The organism is Thalassomonas sp. RHCl1, from assembly GCF_947387555.1.
Classification (GTDB): Bacteria; Pseudomonadota; Gammaproteobacteria; order Enterobacterales; family Alteromonadaceae; genus Thalassomonas.
This window is the reverse complement of the sequence record NZ_CANDNZ010000022.1, coordinates 63,535-87,089: the sequence shown is the minus strand read 5'-3', so window position 1 is coordinate 87,089 and position 23,555 is coordinate 63,535. Positions and strand designations below refer to the sequence as shown.

Annotated in this window: 18 protein-coding genes; 13 read left to right on the top strand and 5 right to left on the bottom strand. The window is 47.4% G+C overall.

Features of this window, described 5'->3' with window-relative positions; genetic code table 11:
* Positions 1–685: 685 nt before the first annotated feature.
* The 13 genes from QL234_RS30340 to QL234_RS30280 all read left to right on the top strand — a co-directional run bounded on the left by QL234_RS30340 (position 686) and on the right by QL234_RS30280 (position 20,981).
* Positions 686–2,392: a methyl-accepting chemotaxis protein gene (locus tag QL234_RS30340; RefSeq protein WP_281561468.1), complete on the top strand. Its 1,707-nt coding sequence runs from the start codon at positions 686–688 to the stop codon at positions 2,390–2,392.
* Between the two features lie 447 nt (positions 2,393–2,839).
* The gene (locus QL234_RS30335) at positions 2,840–5,746 is read left to right on the top strand and encodes a hypothetical protein (protein ID WP_281561467.1); all 2,907 of its coding nucleotides are present in this window, start codon (positions 2,840–2,842) and stop codon (positions 5,744–5,746) included.
* 2 nt (positions 5,747–5,748) lie between these two features.
* A complete protein-coding gene (locus tag QL234_RS30330) occupies positions 5,749–8,283 on the top strand; it encodes a hypothetical protein (RefSeq protein ID WP_281561466.1) in 2,535 nt (844 codons plus the stop codon).
* A gap of 414 nt (positions 8,284–8,697) precedes the next feature.
* The gene (locus tag QL234_RS30325; protein ID WP_281561465.1) at positions 8,698–9,270 is read left to right on the top strand and encodes a PEP-CTERM sorting domain-containing protein; all 573 of its coding nucleotides are present in this window, start codon (positions 8,698–8,700) and stop codon (positions 9,268–9,270) included.
* A 215-nt stretch (positions 9,271–9,485) separates the two neighbouring features.
* Positions 9,486–10,151, top strand: a complete 666-nt coding sequence (locus QL234_RS30320; RefSeq protein ID WP_281561464.1) for a GntR family transcriptional regulator — start codon at positions 9,486–9,488, stop codon at positions 10,149–10,151.
* 16 nt (positions 10,152–10,167) lie between these two features.
* Entirely contained in the window at positions 10,168–11,046 is an 879-nt protein-coding gene (gene prpB, locus QL234_RS30315) for a methylisocitrate lyase (RefSeq protein WP_281561463.1), read from the top strand.
* Between the two features lie 113 nt (positions 11,047–11,159).
* Positions 11,160–12,284 (top strand): 2-methylcitrate synthase, encoded by a 1,125-nt coding sequence (gene prpC / locus QL234_RS30310; protein ID WP_281561462.1) that lies wholly within the window; start codon positions 11,160–11,162, stop codon positions 12,282–12,284.
* A gap of 114 nt (positions 12,285–12,398) precedes the next feature.
* The gene (gene acnD, locus QL234_RS30305) at positions 12,399–14,990 is read left to right on the top strand and encodes a Fe/S-dependent 2-methylisocitrate dehydratase AcnD (protein ID WP_281561461.1); all 2,592 of its coding nucleotides are present in this window, start codon (positions 12,399–12,401) and stop codon (positions 14,988–14,990) included.
* Between the two features lie 91 nt (positions 14,991–15,081).
* Positions 15,082–16,260, top strand: a complete 1,179-nt coding sequence (prpF, locus tag QL234_RS30300; protein ID WP_281561460.1) for a 2-methylaconitate cis-trans isomerase PrpF — start codon at positions 15,082–15,084, stop codon at positions 16,258–16,260.
* A gap of 265 nt (positions 16,261–16,525) precedes the next feature.
* Positions 16,526–17,686, top strand: a complete 1,161-nt coding sequence (locus QL234_RS30295) for an iron-containing alcohol dehydrogenase (RefSeq protein ID WP_281561459.1) — start codon at positions 16,526–16,528, stop codon at positions 17,684–17,686.
* A 163-nt stretch (positions 17,687–17,849) separates the two neighbouring features.
* Entirely contained in the window at positions 17,850–18,515 is a 666-nt protein-coding gene (locus QL234_RS30290) for a L,D-transpeptidase family protein (protein ID WP_281561458.1), read from the top strand.
* Complete coding sequence (locus QL234_RS30285) at positions 18,499–19,185, top strand: hypothetical protein (protein ID WP_281561457.1); 687 nt, start codon at positions 18,499–18,501, stop codon at positions 19,183–19,185. Before QL234_RS30290 ends, QL234_RS30285 begins: the two co-directional genes overlap by 17 nt.
* A gap of 320 nt (positions 19,186–19,505) precedes the next feature.
* A complete protein-coding gene (locus QL234_RS30280; RefSeq protein ID WP_281561456.1) occupies positions 19,506–20,981 on the top strand; it encodes a flagellin in 1,476 nt (491 codons plus the stop codon).
* Positions 20,982–20,994: 13 nt separating this feature from the next.
* On the opposite strand, the gene QL234_RS30275 is transcribed toward QL234_RS30280, so the two are convergent.
* The 5 genes from QL234_RS30275 to QL234_RS30255 all read right to left on the bottom strand — a co-directional run bounded on the left by QL234_RS30275 (position 20,995) and on the right by QL234_RS30255 (position 23,411).
* A complete protein-coding gene (locus QL234_RS30275) occupies positions 20,995–21,453 on the bottom strand; it encodes a hypothetical protein (protein WP_281561455.1) in 459 nt (152 codons plus the stop codon).
* The gene (locus tag QL234_RS30270; RefSeq protein WP_281561454.1) at positions 21,443–21,874 is read right to left on the bottom strand and encodes a hypothetical protein; all 432 of its coding nucleotides are present in this window, start codon (positions 21,872–21,874) and stop codon (positions 21,443–21,445) included. Before QL234_RS30270 ends, QL234_RS30275 begins: the two co-directional genes overlap by 11 nt.
* A gap of 18 nt (positions 21,875–21,892) precedes the next feature.
* A complete protein-coding gene (locus tag QL234_RS30265; protein WP_281561453.1) occupies positions 21,893–22,678 on the bottom strand; it encodes a hypothetical protein in 786 nt (261 codons plus the stop codon).
* Positions 22,679–22,905: 227 nt separating this feature from the next.
* Positions 22,906–23,193, bottom strand: a complete 288-nt coding sequence (locus QL234_RS30260) for a cell division protein ZapA (RefSeq protein WP_281561452.1) — start codon at positions 23,191–23,193, stop codon at positions 22,906–22,908.
* Positions 23,193–23,411, bottom strand: a complete 219-nt coding sequence (locus QL234_RS30255; protein WP_281561451.1) for a DUF904 domain-containing protein — start codon at positions 23,409–23,411, stop codon at positions 23,193–23,195. Before QL234_RS30255 ends, QL234_RS30260 begins: the two co-directional genes overlap by 1 nt.
* Positions 23,412–23,555: the final 144 nt, after the last annotated feature.

The following is a 23,555-nucleotide window of genomic DNA, read 5'->3' as shown; positions in this document are numbered from 1 at the left end:
AAAACACTTCGTTGGGCTGCCCCGTGGAAGTGGATGCGCATTTTAGACATTTTCTTGGTGAGGTCAACACCTTTTTTAAATAAATTTAATAATATCTGATTATCGTAGTCGCCACCGCTGAAATAGCTCAAAAAGAGAGCTAAAATGCATGAGCAAGGTTAATTTTTCGGCTAAACACCACACATCACAATTTAAAAATAAAAAGTTGCCCTTTCTAAAGCCCCCCTAAAACAAATCTGTGTTCAATTAAAATTTGGCTCGGGTGTTAATGAAGAAAATAACAGGTTAGTGAAGCGTTAATTCTATGGTGGTCTTTATTTAAACTACTTGATCCTCGGAATTATTATCGCTTATGTTCAGTTGCTGTTTGCTAGCCGCACAGGTTTAAGCAAATAAACTAGGATTCATTTTTACCCCTTTGAAATGGGTAGTTTGCACATAACAATTTAATACAAAGCACCGGGTAATTAACAGCTAAACACTTATGATAAGCGTATTAAGCAATATAGCTCTATTATGCATCTAGCAAAAGTACAGCTTATATAGAAAAACAAACACACTTTCACCCAATTTTAATCCTTTAACTTTTACTACATGTTCAGCCCCCAGCATAAACATGTCGCGCACAAAAACTTGACACAAGTGACAACTTTTTTTCGATAAATTTAATTACAAGAGGTAGGTAATGACGATTAAGAAAAAATTAATTGCGATATTAATCGCAATTGTACTGCTGGTTACAGGCTCAATAGTGGCTCAAAATATCGCCAACGTTAAAAATGGCCAACAGGCACAGGCGAGCAAAACCCGGTATCTTTCCTATTTGCTGGCAGATGAATTCCGCCAGACATCACTGGACTTAACCCGTTTATGCCGCAGCTTTGTCGCCACAGGCGAACAAAAGTACTGGGATGCCTATTGGCAGGTTATCAAATGGCGTAATGGCGAATCCCCAAGAGCAGACAATACCGACCCGGCACTCTACCCCGGGGTTAAAAAGAAACAAAGCGACATCATGCGCGAGCTTAACTTTTCCAGGCAGGAGTTCGACCTGTTAGCCCTGGCGAATGAAAACTCCAACGCTTTAGTTGCCACCGAATCCCAGGCCATGGAGTCGATTAAATCAGGCTATGTCGTTGACGGGCCATTTCAGGCTTTACCGGGTGAAGACGTAAAAACCTTTGCCCAGCGTATCGTTTTTGATAATGCCTACCACAATGAAGCCGCAAAAATTTTAGCACCTGTCACGCAATTTTTTAAAGCCCTTGATCAGCGTACCGCACAGCATTTGCAGGGAATAGAAGAGTCCGCTTCGAGCTGGTTGCTGATCAGTTTATGCAGCCAGATAGTGGCCGCCTTGCTGATCGCCTTACTGATTGTGATATTAATTTATGCCCTGTTTAAACCTTTACAGGAAGCAACCGGCGCTATGCTCAATATTGCCGAAGGCGATGGCGATCTGCAAAAACGCCTGAAAGACTCAGGCAGTGATGAACTTTCAACCCTGGGGAAAGGCTTTAACAGCTTTGCCGCCAATATCCAGACAGTTGTCGTCAACCTGCGCCGCATGATCGAGGAAATTTCTGCCTCTTCAAACCAGCTTACGACCACAGCGCAACAAACCGATAATGCCATCAACGAACAAAAAGAAGATATTCAAAAATTGTTTGTCGCCATAGAACAGCTGGTGCCGGCCATTCAGGATGTTGCTATGCTGGCTTCCGACGGTGCGGATAAGGCCAATGTTGCCAACCAAAATGCAACCTCAGGGATTGGGGTGGTGGAAAAAGCTATCAAAAACATCAATAGCCTGGAAGCCGATATTGAAAACTCTTCTACTGTTATCAATAAGCTGGCTAAAGACACTAATAATATCAGCACAGTGCTCGATGTTATTGGTGGTATTGCCGAGCAAACCAATTTACTGGCATTAAACGCCGCCATAGAAGCAGCCCGCGCCGGTGAACAGGGGCGGGGTTTTGCCGTAGTGGCAGATGAAGTGAGAACCCTTGCCCAGCGCACACAAAATTCCACCACAGAAATTCGCGAAATGATAGAAGGCTTGCAGGTTGGAGCCAATAATGCCGTTGCCGTGATGGAGCAAAGCCATATCAAAACGGAAACTTGCGTAAAGGACACCACAGAGTTAGGCGGTGCTCTGGAAAACATATCCGGCTCTGTCATGGCGATCACTGATATTAACCACCAGATTGCTTCGGCAACCGAAGAGCAAAGCGCCACCATAGAAGACATCAGGCGCAACATCGACAGTATTAACCAAAATGTCGAAACCACTTCCGCCGGCTCAAAGGAAACCGCCGACAACAGCCAATACACCACAGAGCTGACCATCAAGATACAAGCCTTGGTGAATCAATTTAAAACAAGTTAATAGCAGCCTCAACTGAGGCAAATGACACATCAAAGCATAAGGGAGTTTAGCCGTAAACTCCCTTACTTTTTCTGCCCCTGCTGCCCGTCCAAACATTAGCGGATGAATGCCGGCTTTTCATTTACCACGGCTAAGTCCACAAGGCAGTTCCTTCAAGTAGCCTTTAGACAAAACAAACCACGGCTTTGCAAGATTAAGCTGTTTCACCGATAACTCCATTGATTCCACCGAACAAATAATCCCTGACTGAAATACCTTATAGACCCCGGCGGAGGTTATTGCGATCAGGCGGGTAAAGCCTGCATAAAGCATTATTCACTAGGTTTTCATAATCAATCAGTTTTAAGGTTATTTATTGGCATATCTGCCAGGCCAGCCTAATGGTTCAGTACGTCAATAATCTCTGCTATCGAAGATAAAATACAGTTAATTAATAAGGTTTTAGCGATGGCAAAGAGTAAAGCGCGTACTGATCTACAAAGGGCGGTTGACGATATATTAACCGGACGGATCAACAATCAGGTTGAAGCCAGGATGTTTATTTTAAAAACAATTGCCCGCCTTTCGAAGAATATTCAAAGTCGATTTGGCGATATCAACGACCTCGACAGTCAACTGGTGCAAGTGTATATCAAGGGTAATTCGGCCCTGAACCTATACAAAATGAATGTCACCGATGATAAAAAAAAGAAAGAGCTCTTTGATAAAAAATGGAGTGATTTTGACAATCAAATCGTGATCAACCCTTTCCTCCCCAAAGTATGGTGGTATGAAATCCTCAATCAAATCCATGACTGCATCAAAAACGACATTCTGCCGCCGGCCCGGGACGGCTTCCTGATCGGTGAAACGGACAAGGGTAAATTGCCAAAACCAAGCTACGATGGCAGCAAAACATTAAAACAAATCGATATTTCAGATACCGAGCTTAAAGACGAACTTAAAGATGACTTTAACAAATACCCGGGAATAGCCAAAGGACTGCCGTTAGAGCACCAGCTAAAAATGCAGAGTAATGTCTTACTGTGTTTAAGCAGTGAATACCTGCACCCGGTTAACTACTTCGACAACATTCGCACCCTGTTTGCTAAAAAAGACAAAGATATTGACTTTATGAAGCCTGAGTACAGCGAAGCGAATGAATATTTCCCGCCCGGTGTCGCAGTACTCAAAGATTTTCGCGGCAAAAAAGTGAAAAAAGACAGCTCTATCTGGATCAACACCACCATAGGCAAGTTTCTGTTATACCGGTTGATCGCACGCTACAAAAAACCCGGGCTAAGTTATGAGGGCCAGGTCAACCGGGAAGACATCAATGCCGAAGCGATCAAATTCAGGGGAGAGATCATTGATATCAGTATCCCGCGCCGCGAATCCGAAGAAACCCTCAACCAATGGGTGCGTTTTAGTAAAAATATTCAGGGATTAACTGACAATAATCCCTATTTCGTGCCTGATAACAAGGTCGTCAAAAGAGGAGTGCAACTTGTTCGTATTCAGGCGAACCCCAGATACCTGGGGGATGATGGCCAGCATATACGCATCCCGGATTTTGAATATCAACTGGAAGAAAACATCAATATGATTAACGAGGTACTGACCGACACCAGCGGCTCGCCTCATAAATTCTATAAACGTTTAACCCGGGGTTATGCAGCATTAACGGCAATCGAACAAATATCTCAAGATGACGACCAGCACCCCCTTAACAACAGCAAAGTTTTTAAGGAGGCGCTTGATCTCGACACCCTCTATAACAAATCAACCCAAAGCGGTATCAAGTGTTTTTTTAAACAATTCTCCCGCACCTTAAGATTTGATTATTTTACGCCTTTACTGGATGACACCATAAGCCTGGCGCTCAAACAAGTGTTACCCAAAGCCGGCATTGCCGATCTGGAGTTCGCAGATTACAACGATTGGTATGATGACTTTGAAGTAAAGGCTGGTGGTGATATCGAAGAAAAGATCAATGCCAAAGGTGTGATCACCGCCAAATTTGAAAGCGATGAAGAGCAAAAGCAGATGAAACAGCTGCTTATTTGTACACAGGTGGGCCATAAGATAAATGAAGTCTTGGCAACCAAATTCAAGCTGCCCTTTGCCAAGCTGGAAATCATTAATGCCTTGCGCGTCAGTCTTGAGAAGCCTAAACCGGACAATCAAAAAGTTTTCTTTGACGGCATTTTAAGCACAAAGCTGGATAAATATTTGCGCCTGGGCAGGGCCTACGATGAAAGCTACCCTTTACCTGTAGTACCTTTATACCTGTTAACCAAAAAGGCTTATTCTGCCGAAGAATTGCAGGAAGAAGCCCCCAAAGACTGGACCGTCACCAAGGCCACATCCGGGCAAAAACAAGACTATGGTTATGACTTCCTGCTTAAGCATAAAGATCTTGATCATATTGTCGTGCTTAAACTCCTGGCGGCAGGCGACAACGCCAAGTGGCAAAACATCGAGCAGAAATTAGAAGAACTTCTGGTCTGGCAGCATGCCAGCCACCAACTCTTGCTCGCCCGTGCCGACAATAGCATCAATAGCCTGTACACCCTGATCACCCAACTGAAAAAACTTTTTGAGATCAAGATAGAAAACAATCAGCGCATGCTTGATTACTTTGATGAAGTCGGCGGCTTTGCCGCTCTCTACCCTGTTGTCAAAAAGAACCTGCCAAAAGCAAAAGATAATGCCGGCCAGATTGAATTGATTTTTGGCGCATTAACCGAAGCCAAAGAGCTGTTCCACGAATTAAGTCAGCGCAGCAATCTTTTATATTGCAACAACAAATTCCAGGAATTCACCCTGATGATTGAGCTGCTGGCACTGCTCACCGACAAGCTCGAAGACATGACCAAGACATATAAAGATAAGGCGACACAGCATATTCATGCCGCCCTGTTAAAACTGCAGGCAAGTATGCAACCGGCAAATTACCAGCAGGAGGGTAATCTTTATCAACCACTGGCCGAATATCTCATCAACAGTAAAAAACTACTGGCAATGGATCAGGATATCGATCCGAAGGATTTTTCCGACTATGTCAAGGCGATCATTACCGAGGTTAAAACTCAGCTGGCAGGCTATGCCAAATACAAAAAAGACAATGTCCATGCCTCGATCTTTGCGGCAGAGAAAAGCAGCCGTTTGCTGGTAGATGATAACGGCAAACTCTACCGCGTGTTGCTGGAAAAAGGCATCGCTGACTATATCGATTATCGCATCGCCACGGCCCGCGACTTCTACTTAATACACTGGTTAGACAAAAGCCGCATTCATTACAAGATGAACGCCGTGTCTTTTACCACTAACTTAACTCAAAAAGCTATCGACGCTGCCGGTGGAGGGAAATAATCATGGCAAAAAGCAGAACACTCTTTCAACGAGAAATCGACGACAAACTCACCCAGGAATTCAACAACCAAAGGCCGGTCAGGGAGTTTATCCTCGACTGGATAGCCCAGCTGACCCAGTACCTGCAACAAAGGTACGGCGGTAACGTGCGCATTTTCATCAAAGGCGGGTCGGCATTAAACCTGCTCAGGGAGTATCGCAGCAAGCAGTTCGGCACCACCAAAACCTGGAGTGACTTTGATAATCAAATCATTATCAACCCGAATCTGCCGATCGCCCAATGGTACGATATCCACCGCCAGATCCATACCTATCTGAAAGAGGAATATTTACCCAGCTTTCAAAAGGAGTGGGATCTGTTTCTAAGTTACAACCGTAAAGAATTCAGCACTGAGCAACAAAAAGGGCTTGACCATTTTAAAGCCGAGCCCATAAACAATGCTGTTTTGGACTTTCCCCGTTATCAGTTCCTGTTAGAAAAAGAGGCCAGCGGCAATACCAAGGCATGTAAGGTCGATACCGCCTATCAGGTCAGCACTCCGCTGAAAGATGATCGGGAAGCATTGAACCTGACCCTGGAAAATACCAGTCAAAGCAACATGGTGTTTAGCGCCGGCATGGAACTTATGCATCCGCTTAACCATTTTGATACTGCCATGTCCCTGGCAAATATTGCCGATCTGGAAGAAAGAAAAAATTCCGACATCAAGGGCCTGCGCAAAAAACTGGCAGATGAAGGGATCAATAACGACGCGCTGTTTTTCAACAGTTACTTTCCGCCAACCTCTATGGTGCTCGATGATAGTGTAAGTTCAAACGAAGCCCCCAACTCCAGCTCGATTTTACTGAACGCCACCATCTCCAAGTTTTACCTGTACCGCATTATCGTGCGTTACGCCAACCATGACTTTTTTAATGACGGCGAGCGCAAGTCGTTCGGTAAAAGAGACTGGTTTTCACCGGAGCAGAAAGCCTTTGACCGCGGGCTCAGGGCGAAATTCAGGGGCGAGCTGATCGATGTCAGCATCCCCCGCCGGGATAGCGAAGAAGCGATACAGCAATGGCAGCAGGTTAACACCCATACCGTGCAATATTTTGCCCTGCCCAATTGTGATATCAAGGAAGAGCCCGACAAGGAGCAAGCCTTATTGCTAAAGGGCCATCGCGGTTATTGGCTCAATGTCCCCGGTTGGGATTATCAGCTCAATGAAAACATTCTGTTGATACTGGAAGTCTTTATTGATATCAGCGGCTCACCCCATAAGTTTTGGAAGCGGGTACAAAGGGTGACCAAAGCGGTGCAAAATATCTATGGCAGCGATGAGAACGCGAAAAGCAATGAAGGCTTAAGGTTTGGCAACATCAAAGCCCTGTTTGACGGCATGATCTCTGAAGTCAAACTCGACTTTATGCGGCCGCTCATTCAGGATGTCAACGGCTTACTGCTTGATGATTATAACTGCAAGTACTTGCAGTCGGGCTCAGATCACTTGATCAATAAATTATTTGGCTTTGATTTCAAAAAAATCGAAAGCCTTTTTGAAAAAGATTTAAGTGCCCAGGTAATGGCCAGCTGGAATAATGAAATCAAAGGGAAAACCGTTAACGGCAAAACCTTTGAAGCCATATTGCTGGAAAAGGTCCCCGAAAAAAACGAGCGGGAAAATTGCCAGAAAATGCTCGGCTTTATGTTGATATACAAAAAACTGCATGACAGCTTTAAAAGCAGCATCCAATTTAAAGACGATGAAACGCCGGGCAATCAGGATATAAAATATTTGAACCAGTTCCGCGCCAAGGTTGAAGAGGTGGTAGAGGCCCCTTGTACTTTCGGCGGCATTCTCAGCAGTTATATCGATACCAGCTTAAAATCTGCCGCCGCCAAAACCCTGGATTATTACCTGCCTTTTGTTGAGTTATTTATTGTCGCGCCAGCAAAATTTAATGAAAAAACCTTGCTGCCAAAGCTGGATGATATTGACCTGATCAAGGAAAGCGGCGGCGCTTTTGTCTACGATAACAGCTACAGCCTGTTTGACGACAGCCAGGATGGCTATATCAAAATCATCCTCAAGAAATATAACTTGCCAATATTGCTTTGGGTGGTTCATACACCGGCAGAAATACTGGCACGATTCCAGGAAAAGTTAGTAGCCCTTGATAAAGTCGGCAACAGCATCAATCAAAAAACCGTCGAGCTAACCCACATGCAACAAGGTCTGAACACCCGCTACGCCAGCCTGGAGGAGCAAGAGCGGGAAGAGCGCACCAGGCAACTTAAGCTGGTTGAAAAAGCATTGGCCGAGAAGATCGCCGAGCAGCGTAAATTACGTCGCCAGTCTCAGTTAATACAAGTATTCAACCCGGACAGCACCCAGCTCACCGGCCGCCGGAAAAGTGACAACTTCAGGTTTTTAAAAGGGCCGGAAGCCGTCAAGCATATGGATATCAGAATTGCCAACGGCAAAAGCTTCTATATGACCCACTGGCTCGACCATGTTCGCACTCATTATAAAGATTTCATCACCCGCTTTTAAGGCGGGTAAAATATCATTAACGAAGAATTGTTTTAACCAAAAAGCCTAGGCTCCCCTCCTGCATGGATTTGCAGGAGGGTAAACCCAGTAAAAGGATAGCAGGCGCACTTGTTTAACATATAAGCCTTGCATAACAGAGCTATCTTGCTTTTTCAGAGACAAAACACCGGCTAAACTGGTCTTTACTCAGAAACAACAGCTGCTCTTTTAGTCGACCAGCCGACTTTACAAGTGGTGGCAAGCTACTTCCGGCCATCTTCCCAAACACTCGATCACGATATCATCTCCCGCTTTATCCCATAAAACGGTATTTATCAAGATTCGACAACTCAACATTATCACAAGTGATTGTAGACTAAACAAATTACTTCACGTACTTTACAAATTCCCTACGTTTTACAATGGAAAAAGCACATGATGAAAAAACTCACCTTATCCGCCTTGTTAGCCTTATCCACACTATTTTCAGCCTCTGTATTCGCTACTCCGATTTACGGCACTTATGTTGAAGCCGACGGCAGCTTTTCAGGTAATATCAATAGTGTTTTAGGCGCACCGGATGATCAATTTATTCAGATAGATAACAACACTGCCGTGACCGTATCCTTTGCCGATAACCAGGCGGCATTAGCTGACGGCACCGGTGCTGCTGACCTTATCATTCATACTTATGACCTGCCTTATCCGGCAGATGCCCGGGTGGAATATAGTACAGATAACCTGAATTTTTTCCTGCTGGATATCTTTAGCGACGCTAATGTCAACAATATCATTAGTATTGATTTTGACCTGCTAGGCATAAACCATATAACTTCACTGCGTATCACCGACATTTCAGGTGCCGCCGCAGGTTTTGACCTGGATGCTATCGAAGCCGTAAACGCAGGGGACGCGCTAAGTGTGCCTGAGCCTTCCAGTTTGCTCTTGCTGGCATTAGCCTTATTGGCAATTATAGTTTTACCAAAAACAAAGCCTCAACAGGTATAACTCATCCACCGGGCAGGGACGCCCTTTGACGTTGTATAACCCCCTTTTATCAAAGAAAAATCAGTATTTTAAAGGCTTACTTTCATCCACTCATTATAATCTCCTGTACCTGAGTTTACCGCACTGTTGTCGACAATATACCGGCATTTGATTGACGAATCCCATTTAAGCGGCTATATTGTCGACACTTTATTCATAAAATAATTTTGGTTCTTATGGAGTTTTTCAGCGAAAAAGCCGTGACCGCTGCGGATAAAACGTTTTTCCAGTTAAGAAAAGAAATTGTTGAAGGCGAGATCCCTTCAGGCTCCAAACTCAGCGAAACAGAATTGTCGACAAAATATTCTGTCAGCCGGGCAGTGATCCGCGAAGCAATTAACCGCCTGGAATCCTGCCATCTGGTGGAGCGCAAAGCCAATGTCGGCGCCCGCGTAGTAGCATTAACGCCGGAAGGCCTGGTAGAACTGTACCAGATCCGCGAAGCTCTCGAAGGCATGGCGGCAAGGCAGGCGGCGAAAAACATGAGCGACGAAGAAATTGCCGACTTAACCCGCTTGCTCACGGCCCATTTCCAGGAAGTGAAAACCGGAGATTCCTATTACCAGGAAGCCGGCGATGTCGATTTTCACTACCGCATTATCCTCGGCAGTAAAAACAAACATCTGATCGGCATGCTCACCGACGGTATTTATCACCTGGTGCGCATGTACCGGGTACAGCTGGGCATGGCAGGCCCCAGGGTGACCACCGCCTTTGATGAACATCAGCATATCGTCAAGGCCATCGCCAACCGGGATGAAGAACTGGCGGAGCTGTTGATGCGCCGCCACATCATGTATTCAAAAAACAATATTGAACACAAATTAGTAAACAAGCTATAGCAGAGAGAGAAACATCATGAGTGCAGGTAAAAAATTTCGTCAGGCATTAGCCGACAACAAACCGTTGCAAATCGTTGGTACCATTAACGCCTACACGGCGATCATGGCCAAGAAAATCGGCCACCAGGCCATTTACCTGTCTGGCGGCGGAGTAGCCAATGCCTCCTACGGCCTGCCTGATTTAGGCATGACCTCACTTAACGACGTTATTGCCGACGTGCAGCGCATTACCGCCGCCTGTGATCTGCCGTTAATGGTGGATATCGACACCGGCTGGGGTGGCGCTTTTAACATCGCCAAAACCATCCGCGACATGGAAAAAGCCGGCGCCGCCGCCGTGCACATGGAAGATCAGGTAGCACAAAAACGTTGCGGCCACCGCCCGAACAAAGAAATTGTTTCTACCGAAGAAATGGTCGACCGCATCAAGGCAGCCGTTGATGCCCGTACCGACCCGGACTTTTTCATCATGGCCCGTACCGATTCTTTCGCCCAGGAAGGTCTGGAAGCCGCTATTGAACGCGCCAAAGCCTATGTCGCCGCCGGTGCCGACGGTATCTTTGCCGAAGCGGTACAAACCGAAGAGCACTACCGCGCCTTCGCCGAAGCCTTAGATGTACCTATCCTGGCCAATATCACCGAATTCGGTAAAACCGAGCTATGGAATAAGGAAGAGCTGGGTGAGTGGGGAGCCGATATGGTGCTTTACCCGCTAAGTGCCTTCCGCGCCATGAACAAGGCCGCCGAGTTGGTATACACCTCTATCCTGGAAAACGGCGACCAAAAAGCCGTAGTCGATACCATGCAAACCCGTATGGATCTGTACGATTACCTTGGCTACCACGAGTATGAGCAAAAGCTGGACTCGCTGTTTGCCGAAGGCAAAAACAAATAAGCGCAGAAAAATAAAACTATTGCAACAGGACCTGCAGGTGTTGCCGGGGAAATAAAAATAACAGCCCCCGGCACACCGGAGAAACTACAAATTTTAATATTGAGGAAGCAAACATGGTAGATAAAAAATTAGGAGGCGCAGGCCTTCGCGGTCAAAGCGCCGGTGAAACTAAACTTTGTACAGTTGGCAAATCAGGCAGCGGTTTAACCTATTGCGGTTACGATGTTTCAGACCTTGCCGAAAATGCTACCTTTGAAGAAGTCGCCTATTTGCTGTTTAACGGCGAATTGCCAAACCAGGCACAGTTAGACAGCTACAACACCGAACTTGCCGGTATGCGCGATCTGCCCCAGGCATTAAAGGAAGTACTACAGCGTATCCCAGCCGATGCCCATCCTATGGATGTGATGCGCACCGGTGCTTCATTTTTAGGTAACCTGGAGCCGGAAGAAGATTTCAGCCAGCAAAACAAAGCGGCAAACCGCTTATTAGCCGCTTTCCCGGCTATCATGACCTACTGGTACCATTTCTCACACAACAACAAAGAAATCGATTGTGTAACCGATGAAACCACTATCGGCGGCCATTTCCTGAAACTGTTAACCGGCAAAACCCCGTCTGAATTGCACCGTCGCGTGATTGATGTGTCCTTGATCTTATATGCCGAGCATGAGTTCAATGCCTCAACCTTCACCGCCCGTGTTTGTGCTTCTACTTTATCAGACATGTACTCCTGTATTACCGGCGCTATCGGCTCATTACGCGGCCCATTACATGGTGGCGCCAATGAAGCTGCGATGGACATGATCCAGAAGTTCAAATCGCCGGCCGATGCCAAAGAGCAAATGGCAGGCATGCTGGAACGCAAAGAAAAAATCATGGGCTTTGGTCATGCGGTCTACCGCACTTCAGATCCGCGCAACGTGATCATCAAAGCCTGGTCAGAAAAACTGGCTGAAGAATTCGGTGACAGCTCACTTTACGATATTTCTGTAGCCTGTGAAGAATACATGTGGGATACCAAGAAGTTATTCTGTAATGCCGACTTCTTCCACGCCTCTGCCTACCACTTTATGGGCATTCCTACCAAGCTGTTCACACCGATTTTTGTCTGTTCACGCTTAACCGGTTGGGCTGCACATGTGATGGAGCAAAGGGACAATAACCGTATTATTCGCCCAAGCGCCGATTATATCGGCTCTGAGCCAAGAAAAGTGACGCCAATCGCACAAAGATAATTGGCCTAAAGTTTAGCTAAAATAGTAACAGCTAAACACTTCAATAATTACGAAAAGGGGAACGGAGTCACAACACCGGCTCCCCTTTTCCATTAATATTCTGTGGATTATGTTATGAATACAAACAACCGCAAACCCTTAGCCGGCACTAAACTCGATTATTTCGATACCCGCGCCGCCGTTGAAGCCATTCAGCCGGGCAGTTATGACAAACTGCCGTATACCTCACGGGTACTGGCAGAAAACCTGGTACGCCGCTGCGACCCGGCGAGCCTGACCGACTCCTTAAAACAAATTATTGAACGTAAAAGGGATCTTGATTTTCCCTGGTTCCCGGCCCGTGTCGTCTGTCATGACATTCTCGGCCAAACGGCATTAGTAGATCTTGCCGGTCTGCGTGATGCCATCGCCGAAAAAGGCGGTGATCCGTCCAAAGTGAATCCGGTAGTACCCACCCAGCTGATTGTTGATCACTCACTGGCAGTAGAGCACCCGGGTTTTGATAAAGACGCCTTCGAGAAAAACCGCGCCATCGAAGATCGCCGCAACGAAGACAGATTCGACTTTATCAACTGGACCAAAACCGCCTTTAAAAACGTTGATGTCATCCCGCCGGGCAACGGTATCTTGCACCAAATCAACCTGGAGAAAATGTCTCCGGTAGTACAAGCCCGTGACGGCGTTGCTTTCCCGGATACCCTGGTAGGTACCGACAGCCATACCCCGCATGTTGATGCCTTAGGTGTCATCGCCGTTGGTGTCGGCGGTTTGGAAGCCGAAAGCGTCATGTTGGGCCGCGCCTCTTATATGCGCCTGCCTGATATTATCGGCGTAGAGATCACCGGGCAACGCCAGCCAGGCATTACCGCCACAGATATTGTCCTGGCAATCACCGAATTCTTACGTAACGAAAAAGTCGTTTCCAGCTACCTGGAGTTTTACGGCGAAGGGGTAAAAGACTTATCCTTAGGTGACCGGGCAACCATCTCCAATATGACTCCGGAGTACGGTGCCACCGCCGCCATGTTCTATATCGACGAACAAACCATAGATTACCTGAAAATTACCGGCCGTGAAGATGAGCAGGTGAAACTGGTAGAAACCTATGCCAAAGAAGCAGGCCTTTGGAGCGGTGGCCTCAAAGACGCCGAATACGAGCGGGTACTGAAATTTGACCTGTCGACGGTTTGCCGTAACATCGCCGGACCTTCCAACCCGCACCGCCGGGTACCTACCTCAGAGCTGGCAGCCAAAGGCATTGCCGGTACGGTAGAAAATGAAGAAGGTCTGATGCCGGACGGCGCGGTGATCATTGCCGCCATCACCAGCTGTACCAACACCAGTAACCCGAGAAACGTAGTGGCTGCAGGTTTATTGGCCCGCAACGCCAATGCCAAAGGTCTGATCCGTAAGCCTTGGGTAAAAACTTCTTTTGCCCCGGGTTCAAAAGCCGCCCAGCTTTACTTGGAAGAAGCCAACCTGTTGCCTGAAATGGAACAACTGGGCTTTGGTATTGTCGGTTTTGCCTGTACCACCTGTAACGGTATGAGCGGCGCCTTAGATCCTCAAATCCAAAAAGAAGTCTTAGACAGGGATCTATACGCTACGGCAGTACTGTCCGGTAACCGTAACTTCGACGGTCGTATACATCCTCATGCCAAGCAGGCTTTCCTGGCGTCTCCCCCTCTGGTAGTCGCCTATGCCATTGCCGGTACTATCCGCTTTGATATCGAAAAAGATGTGTTAGGCCAGGATGCTCAGGGTAATGACATCACCTTAAAAGATATCTGGCCAAGCGATGAAGAAATTGATGCGGTTATCGCCAAAAGCGTAAAACCGGATCAATTCCGCAAGGTTTACGAGCCTATGTTTGATCTCACCGTTGATTACGGTGAAGACAACAACCCGCTTTATAACTGGCGCCCGCAAAGTACCTATATCCGTCGTCCGCCCTACTGGGAAGGCGCATTAGCCGGTGAACGCACCATGAAAGGCATGCGTCCGCTGGCGGTCTTAGGGGATAATATCACCACAGATCACTTATCGCCGTCCAATGCCATCCAGCTAAACAGCGCCGCCGGTGCCTACCTGGATAAAATGGGTCTGCCGGAAGAAGACTTTAACTCTTACGCCACCCACCGCGGCGATCACCTGACCGCCCAGCGCGCCACCTTCGCCAACCCGAAATTGCTCAACGAAATGGTGCGGGAGAACGGCGAGATCAAACAGGGCTCACTGGCCCGTATCGAACCTGAAGGCACGGTTTCCCGTATGTGGGAAGCCATTGAAACCTATATGGAGCGTAAGCAGCCGCTGATCATTGTTGCCGGTGCCGACTACGGCCAGGGCTCATCTCGCGACTGGGCCGCCAAAGGCGTACGTCTGGCGGGTGTTGAAGTCATCGTTGCCGAAGGTTTCGAGCGTATCCACCGTACTAACCTTATTGGTATGGGCGTTCTGCCGGTAGAATTTAAAGCCGGTGATACCCGCAATACCTACGGCATCGACGGCACAGAAACCTTCGATATTATCGGTGAACGTACTCCGGGGGCTGAGCTGACCTTAGTGATCAACCGTAAAAACAGTGAGTCGGTTGAAGTGCCGGTTAAATGCCGCCTCGATACTGCTGAAGAAGTTTCTATCTATGAGGCCGGCGGAGTACTGCAGCGCTTTGCCCAAGACTTCCTGGAGTCAGAAAACGCTTAAGCTGACTTAAGTTCAGCTTCGATAATAAAAGTGCCCGTTAAAGCGGGCACTTTTATAATAAACCCATTCAACAGGACGAGGAATATCATCCATGAGCCATGTCCCGCAAATAAAAATCCCCGCTACTTATATGCGCGGCGGTACCAGTAAAGGCGTATTTTTTAATCTCGAAGACCTGCCACAAGCGGCACAAGTGCCCGGTGCGGCACGAGACGCCATTTTACTCAGAGTGATTGGCAGCCCGGACCCCTACGGCAAACAAACCGACGGTATGGGCGGCGCCACTTCAAGCACCAGCAAAACAGTGATCTTATCGAAAAGCAGTCAGGCCAATCATGACGTTGATTACCTTTTCGGCCAGGTGGCGATAGACAAGCCTTTTGTCGACTGGAGCGGTAACTGCGGCAACCTCACCGCGGCGGTAGGCTCTTTTGCTATCAGCAGCGGTTTAGTCGATGCACAGCGTATTCCTGAAAACGGTATCGCCACAGTGCATATCTGGCAGGCCAATATCAAGAAAACCATTATCGCCCATGTCCCTATGACCAACGGTGAAGTTCAGGAAACCGGCGATTTCGAACTGGACGGCGTCACTTTCCCGGCGGCGGAAGTCGAAGTGGAATTTATCGATCCTGCCGACGGCGAAGGCGCCATGTTCCCGACCGGCAACCTGGTAGATGACCTGGAAGTCCCCGGCATAGGTACCTTCAAGGCGACCATGATCAATGCCGGTATCCCGACCATCTTCTTAAATGCCGATGAAATCGGTTATACCGGCAGCGAATTGCAGGACGATATCAATAACGATGAACAGGCGCTGGCGCGTTTTGAAACCATCCGTGCTTATGGCGCCGTTAAGATGGGTTTGATCGGCCATATTGATGAAGCCGCCAAACGCCAGCACACCCCGAAAGTCGCCTTTGTTGCCCCACCAAGTGATTACCAGTCTTCCAGCGGCAAGCAAATTAGCAAAGACGATATCGATTTACAGGTACGCGCCTTGTCTATGGGGAAATTACATCATGCCATGATGGGTACCGCCGCCGTTGCCATAGGCACAGCTGCAGCCATCCCGGGCACTTTAGTGAACCTGGCAGCAGGCGGTGGTGAACGAGATTCGGTACGCTTTGGCCACCCTTCAGGCACCTTAAAAGTAGGCGCCCAGGCTAGCGAGCAAAACGGCGAATGGGCAGTGAACAAAGCCATCATGAGTCGAAGCGCCCGGGTATTAATGGAAGGCTGGGTACGTATCCCGGGTGATACTTTTTAAGCATATAAATAATAGTCCCAAGGGAAGGCCCCGCCTTCCCTTTAGATAGCAATCCGGTAGCATTGCACCAACTGAGCTTGCCAGGCCATTCATATCCCGAGGATACCACCGCCATCAATCAAGTACATAAATCACAAAACTTCTTGTAGTATAATGTGCTGAAATCCCCGGCAGCCAATGACAGGCAAGGCCCTGGAACTTAACCAGCAACAATGCTCTGCGTATTATTGTTGATGGCGACTTTTCATTTAAAAGGAAGATTATCATGTCATCACAAATTATTTTGCCGCGTATTATGCAAATCGGCGCAGATGCCTCACTGGAAATATCAAATGTACTCGCAAGTTTGGGCTGTCAGCGCCCCTTGATTGTGACAGACAAAATGATGGTCGAACTGGGTTATGTGGCAGCAATAACACAAAGGCTCACACCGCAGGGGATCCAAAGTGATATCTTTGATCAAACCGTACCTGAACCTACAGTCGCCTCTATCCGGGACGGTGTTGCCATGGCACGTGCCGGCAACTATGACTGTATTATTGCCTTAGGCGGCGGTAGCCCGATAGACAGCGCCAAAGCTATCTCAATTCTGGCACTATGCGGCGGTGAAATGAAAGATTACCGCTTCCCCCGCCAGGTTAACGAGCAGGGGTTACCTGTGATTGCCGTACCGACAACCGCAGGCACTGGTTCTGAAGTGACGCGCTTTACAGTGATCACAGACGAGAGCAGTGATGAAAAAATGCTGTGCGTTGGCCTTGGTTTTATGCCGGTTGCCGCGTTAGTCGATTACAAACTGACGTTAAGCTTACCGCCGCGTATTACCGCCGATACCGGCATTGATGCCCTCACCCATGCCATCGAAGCCTATGTCAGCAAAAAAGCCAGTCCCTACAGCGACAGCCAGGCCATTAGCGCCATGAAACTGTTGGCGCCCAATCTGCGCACCAGCTATCACCAGGGAGACGATCACCAGGCGCGCGAAGCCATGATGCTGGGAGCAACCCTTGCCGGTATTGCTTTTTCCAATGCTTCGGTTGCCTTGGTTCATGGCATGAGCCGTCCGATCGGTGCTTTCTTCCACGTCCCGCACGGATTATCAAATGCCATGTTATTGCCTGCCGTCACCGCTTTTTCTATCCCCGGAGCACCAGCACGTTATGCCGACTGTGCCTGCGCCATGGGCATTGCCGCCCCCAAAGACACAACACAAGATGCCAACCAAAAATTATTGGCTGAGCTTAAGGCTTTAAACCAGGAACTGGCGGTACCGACACCACAACAGTTTGGCATTAAGCGCGAAGAGTTTTTTGCCCTGACAACAACCATGGCGCAACAAGCACTTGCATCGGGTTCACCGGCCAATAATCCTGTAGAGCCCTCAATTGATGAAATGGTTGCCATTTATCAGGGCTTATGGGATTAATTAGGGCCACTTTCAGTGGGCCTCCCCTAAAGAGCTTTTCCATCTTTGGGAGGCGAAGCAAACAGGGCGACAAACCGCTCAAATAACCACATGGTAACTTTGTATTGAAGGCAAAATAATCAATACTAATGGGGAAGAATAATTGCAGACTTAAGGCATATAAGTGGAATTGCATTTCTTCCCCGGGCAAAAATTACTGCTCGCTTTACACATCACCGGCAACAACCAAGTAAAAGTCGCTGGCCGCTATGAGGCCTGGAGCGGGCCGTCAACCGGCGGCACCGACCCGCGTATGCCGGAAGAGCCTACCTGGCCGGGGGAATATATTATTGCCAAAGCCAAGGTTTACCTGACCCCGAGCTGGAAATTATCCGGCATCAAGTGGGGCACGCCGCTACAGGACAAACCGTCAATCAATGATGTCTGGTACCGCATCAAGCCGCAAACCTGGGCCTCGGTTAAAAAAGATCACGCCATATCAAGAAAAGACATCATCCGCTTACATTTTGAGTTATACCAAATAAGAACCGTGCCGCCGACCTGGGTCTTCAATGATTTTGGTCCCGTGGTGATCATGTGGTTTGAAGATCGCAATAACAATAAGCAACTGGACGGCGACGAAACCTTGTCGGGACAATTTTTTCATACCACACCGGAAAATGAAGCCCAGGTAAGTGCGAACCTGCCGGTGACTTTTAAAAACTCGCACGGCTGTATCCATTTACACCCCAAAGACAGAAACCTGCTGTTCTCACAAGGTTTTTTTAATCCCGGCACACCTTTTACCATTCATAGCTATTATGAAAGATATCTTGAAAAACCTCTGTAAATCCGGCGTGATATTGCTTTGTTCCTGGTTAAATGCCTGCGCCGTTGTGGAAAAATCCAAGTTACAATGGCGCTATGACGGCAGGGTATTTTCACCTCTGGCTGAGGTGAACACCGGTTTAGACAATGCCTATTATGCCTTTGATACCCCGGAAGGACTTTATCTCGCAGGTTTTAAAGTTGACGGCAAAAACATTAACCACCCTTACCTGGTATTTATCAACAAGCAGCTCAACCGGCAAATAGAGTGGCCACAGACCCAGGCGGTTGAGCAGTTATTTTTCTATAAAAAACAGCTCTACCTGCTCGATGAAACCGGTCATACCCAAATAAAAACCGATAACCACTGGCGGGAGCATCCGCTGACGCTCAGTGCAAACTCCAGGGTCATCACCAGCGAAAAAGCCTTGATCGCCTGCGTCCCTACTCCCTTAGCAAGTGCCGATTATACCCGGGGCCACTGTTATTCAATCACAAAAAACTGGCGGGTAGATATTGCCTGGCGCTCGGTTACCCCGACGCTGTGCAATAACATCTTGATGGCTGTAAGCGATTATCCCAGCCGGGGAACCTTGCATCAGATCGATATAGATAGCGGGAAAATTATCAAGTCTTCAAGCGAGCCTCAGATAACCCCGGGCCAGAGTCTTTGCGACCTGCTAATGAACTAAGATATTCACGCATTTTCACGGCGAAAAACTGCCGCCAGATCAGTTTACGGGCATGCCTTTGCCGCCTTACCCCATAGTTTTTATGCCGTGCTTTTTAATCCATAAGAGCACCGGCAGATAACTCCCCAATAACACAGGAATTTAGCCCGGTTCGGGAAAAAATGACTTACTGGCATCATTCATGCTTTAAGCCATAAAGGCATCACAACGTCAAAAGATTGCCGGAATTTTCTTTGGGCGTTTTTATTAAGTAAGTCATCACGTTAATGCATAGCCACGACAAGGAGGCTTATGGCAATAACCGTGGCAAGGAAATTTTTATGGCATTGGTCGTAACCAGTAATATTGAATCCCTACATGTACAGCGTAATCTGGCGAAATCGACCCAGGGCCTGGCGACGTCTATGCAACGCATAACTTCCGGCATGCGTATCAACAGCGCCAAAGATGATGCTGCTGGCATTCAAATTTCCGGCAACCTGACTTCACAAATCAACGGCCTTAACCTGGCTCAGCGAAACGCCAGCGACGGTATCTCTATTGCGCAAACCGCTGAAGGGGCCTTAGTCGAATCCACCGCCATTTTACAAAGGATGCGCGAGTTATCCCTGCAAGCCGCCAACGGCATCAACAACCTTGAAGACCGTGATGCGCTGCAACAGGAAATGAGCAGCCTGCAACAGGAGCTGACCCTGATCACAGAAAGCACTCATTTCGGCGACATGAATCTACTCGACGGCAGCTTTGGCACCCGGGGGTTTCAGGTCGGCGCCAATGCCAATGAAACTTTAAATATCACCTTAAAAGATTTTTCCTCCGATGCCATAGGCGCCTACCAGGTCAACGGAGAACCCAGGCATACCGGCGTCTCCAACATAGGTTTCCTGCTGGCGGGAGAGATGGGCACAGACGATCCCCTCACCAGTGATAACTGGAATATCAACGGCACCAGTGTCAGCCTGGCCGCCGGCGATGCCGCCGCGGTGATCGCCGACACCCTGAACAATGCCGTACCGGGCATAGGTGCCAGTGCACAATTAACCACCCGCATCCAGAATTTAACCTCGGCCGATACCGGCACCCTGGAATTCGTCAAAGGTTATAACGGCTCGAGTTATGATGCTGTCGACAGCTTTGATCTCGCCGATTATGCGGGGGATATGGAAAAACTCGCCGCAGATCTTACCAGCAACGGCTATTTTGCGGTATACGATCCCGACCTTAACGGCGGTGCCGGCGCCATAGAACTGGTGGCCGAAGACGTCGACGGTATTAACATCTCCAATTCCGCCACCGTTGAACTGGAAAAAAACGGCACCAGCATCCCGGCGTCAGGCCATGTCAATGGCGTGCACCAAGGCTCGGAATTACACTTGTCCTCAGCAGACAAAATCAGCGTTTCCGGCAGCGCCGTTAACCATTACCTGGCATTGGGGGCAGCCGGAGTTGCCGGCAATAGCGGCGGAACCGCGTCATTAAATGCCATAGAGAATCTGGATATTTCCGGGCCAGATGCCGCCGGCGCCCAATCCGCGGTAGAAGTGATAGATGCCGCATTAACCCAGATAGATAGCAGCCGGGCAACCCTGGGGGCGATTCAAAACCGCTTCAACCATACCATCAAAAATCTCGCCAATATGGCAGAAAATACCACGGAATCCAGAGGCCGCATCCAGGATACCGATTACGCCTTTGAAACCTCGCAAATGACCAAACAGCAAATTTTGCAACAGGCCGGCACCAGCGTTTTATCCCAGGCCAATCAGCTGCCCCAGGCGGCACTGAGTTTATTGTAAAATAAAGTCAGTGCTATTGGTTTTTACTTGAGTATTTAAAAGGAAAAACAAGTAGGTAACAAACAATAATAAATAAAAGAGCACACCCGGAAGACAACAAAGCTACCACCCAACCATATGGCCCAAATGCACATGAGCCAAACCGGCACATCACCTCAAAAGCCTCATAACGAAGTAAATAGTAAGAGAAAAAAACAAAGAGTGCACAAAGCGGCGCCAACAACAAAGCCATTGCCAGCCTGGAACTTAATTTCATAGCAGCCTGCCGGGAGCTTTCTTTACGGTTTCTCCAAAGAGAATAACACAGCCAATAACAGCCCCCGGCTAATATCAAAATAACACCAGAGACGATTGTATTAACCACAGCCAAATCAATTAAAGCCAGTACGGCTAATATCACCACGCTCGAAAGGCAAATAAAAAACTTAGACGAGTACATTTTACGATATGTATTTGCCAGATTAACGGGCATTACACTCAATAATCAATTCACCGGTTTCCGTTTTTCCATCACGACTAACGGCTAAATGAGTATTCATTGCTGCCGCCGGATTGCTTCTTGGCGCACTTTGTACCTTAATACTATCGTGCCCGGGCTGAATAACGACCAATTTGAAAGAACTAATCCACCCTTGCCTCATGGCAGCTTGAATAACACTTGCGGCACCGATACTAACCGTCAAATTTTTATGATGGTAAATCTGGGCCAGTTGGCTTGTATCCATCGACAAGCTAACTGGTGAGGCAGCTAATAATTCAGGTTCATTTTTTAAAAAGCCGTCATTTACTATCATGCAGCCAACGGTATTTAATACCTGCTCCTCTGCAGATAAATTTATTGGCCCAGCCATAATTCCGACAAGGAAACAGCAACGGATAATCTTTCGATACATGGTGAATACTCCTCATGATTATGGATAAAAAATGCCTTTTCCCGGGCTTTCTCCATGAAGAATTTGCCAGCGTAATGTCCGTTCAAGCTCCCATAAACCACGCTCGAATTTACCAACAGTATTATTCTCAATTTCTCGTAATACCTCTCCAAGCAGCTTGGTTATCGCAAATTTCTCATCAAGCTTATCAAGCCCCCAGGCCACAATCAGCCCGACAAAAATAGCAACCGCTAAGGGAGCCGCAGCAACAGTGGTCACAGTACCAATTGCAGTAGCCGCGACAGCCGAAACAATTGTCGCAACACCGACTTTAACCATGGAAACAGCTAAATCTGCGACCAAATTACTGAGCAAAAATTTATCTTTGAGGATATGCTCAAGTGCAACCAATGGCACGGTTAGGAATATGGTCAACCTTGCTCCTGAACGTAGTGAATTTTGAATCCCAGCCTTACCTATTGCCATATCGACAACTTTAGCATTAGATGCCAAATACCGGGGGCCGGTAAAAGTATTACGCAAGCCTGGATAGCCCTTAAAGATCACATAACTTTTTTCACCAACCTTCTTCTGCAAGACCCTGCCGGTAACACCAAGCTCACGCAACATTTTAGTCAAAACACTAATATCCAATACTGCCGAGGCATAACCAGCTCCTGTTTTTGTAGCTTTAACGACATCCTTTGAAGTCGTTTCTTCATATAATTTAATCAACTGCCCCACAGAAAGGAGGAAGAGTATTTGATGGTTATTTTTAATTGATTCAATTAATCGCTCATTGGCGACTATTTCGGCTGCTGACATGATTTTCTTCCTTGAAAACAATAATGCGCAAAACAGAAGGTTAATTTAAATACAGTTTTGCAAACAGATACTTACAAGTCAACATGAAAGGCATTGGAACTAAAATAATTCAGGTTAAGCATCTTGAGTGAAATAACGCTTTAGATGCGCGCTATGATATGGCATTTAAGGTGTTGTTTTAATTTCCACTACCAATAAATAAGCAATGCTTGGTAGTGGAAATTAAACTAAGCGTTTGCGGCTGCTTTTAAAGAGGCGGCCAAGGCCCCTAGCCGTTGCTGGCAAACATCGATTTTATTGTTGGCGGTTAATAACTGATGACTTAAGTTAAGGGCCGCGACCAATAAAGCACGCTCATTACTGGCCATGCCCGATTGCTGTTTGATATCCCTAAACATAACATCCAGGTTAGTCGCGGCCTGCTTTAAACCTTCTTCCTGATCCGCCGGGCAGGCAAACTGATGTTGCTTACCCATAATTTCAACACAGATCCCTCTGGAGTTATCCGCCGGCATTAAGACGCCTCTTGGACACTTTGCAACTTAGCTAACAGGTTTTCCAGCGAGCTGCTGGTTTGTTTTTGTTTTTCTTCGCTTTCCATCACTTCAAGCTGCAGACTTTCGTTTTCTTCCATCAAATCACTTTTCTGCTGTTCAAGCTCTTTCACCTGGGCTTTTAAAACATTATTTTTTTCGAGAATTTGTTCGAGTTGGGGGAGAGTATTTTCTAACATAAGGCGCTCTTATAAACTGTTGTTGTTCTAAAGGATAAAATAGGGCGGCAAATTTAATCTAAATGCGTTGATATTACTAGCGTTAGCGCTGATTCCCCCCTTTATTTATGTAACTAATTTTATATTCAGAATAATCACTCTAAT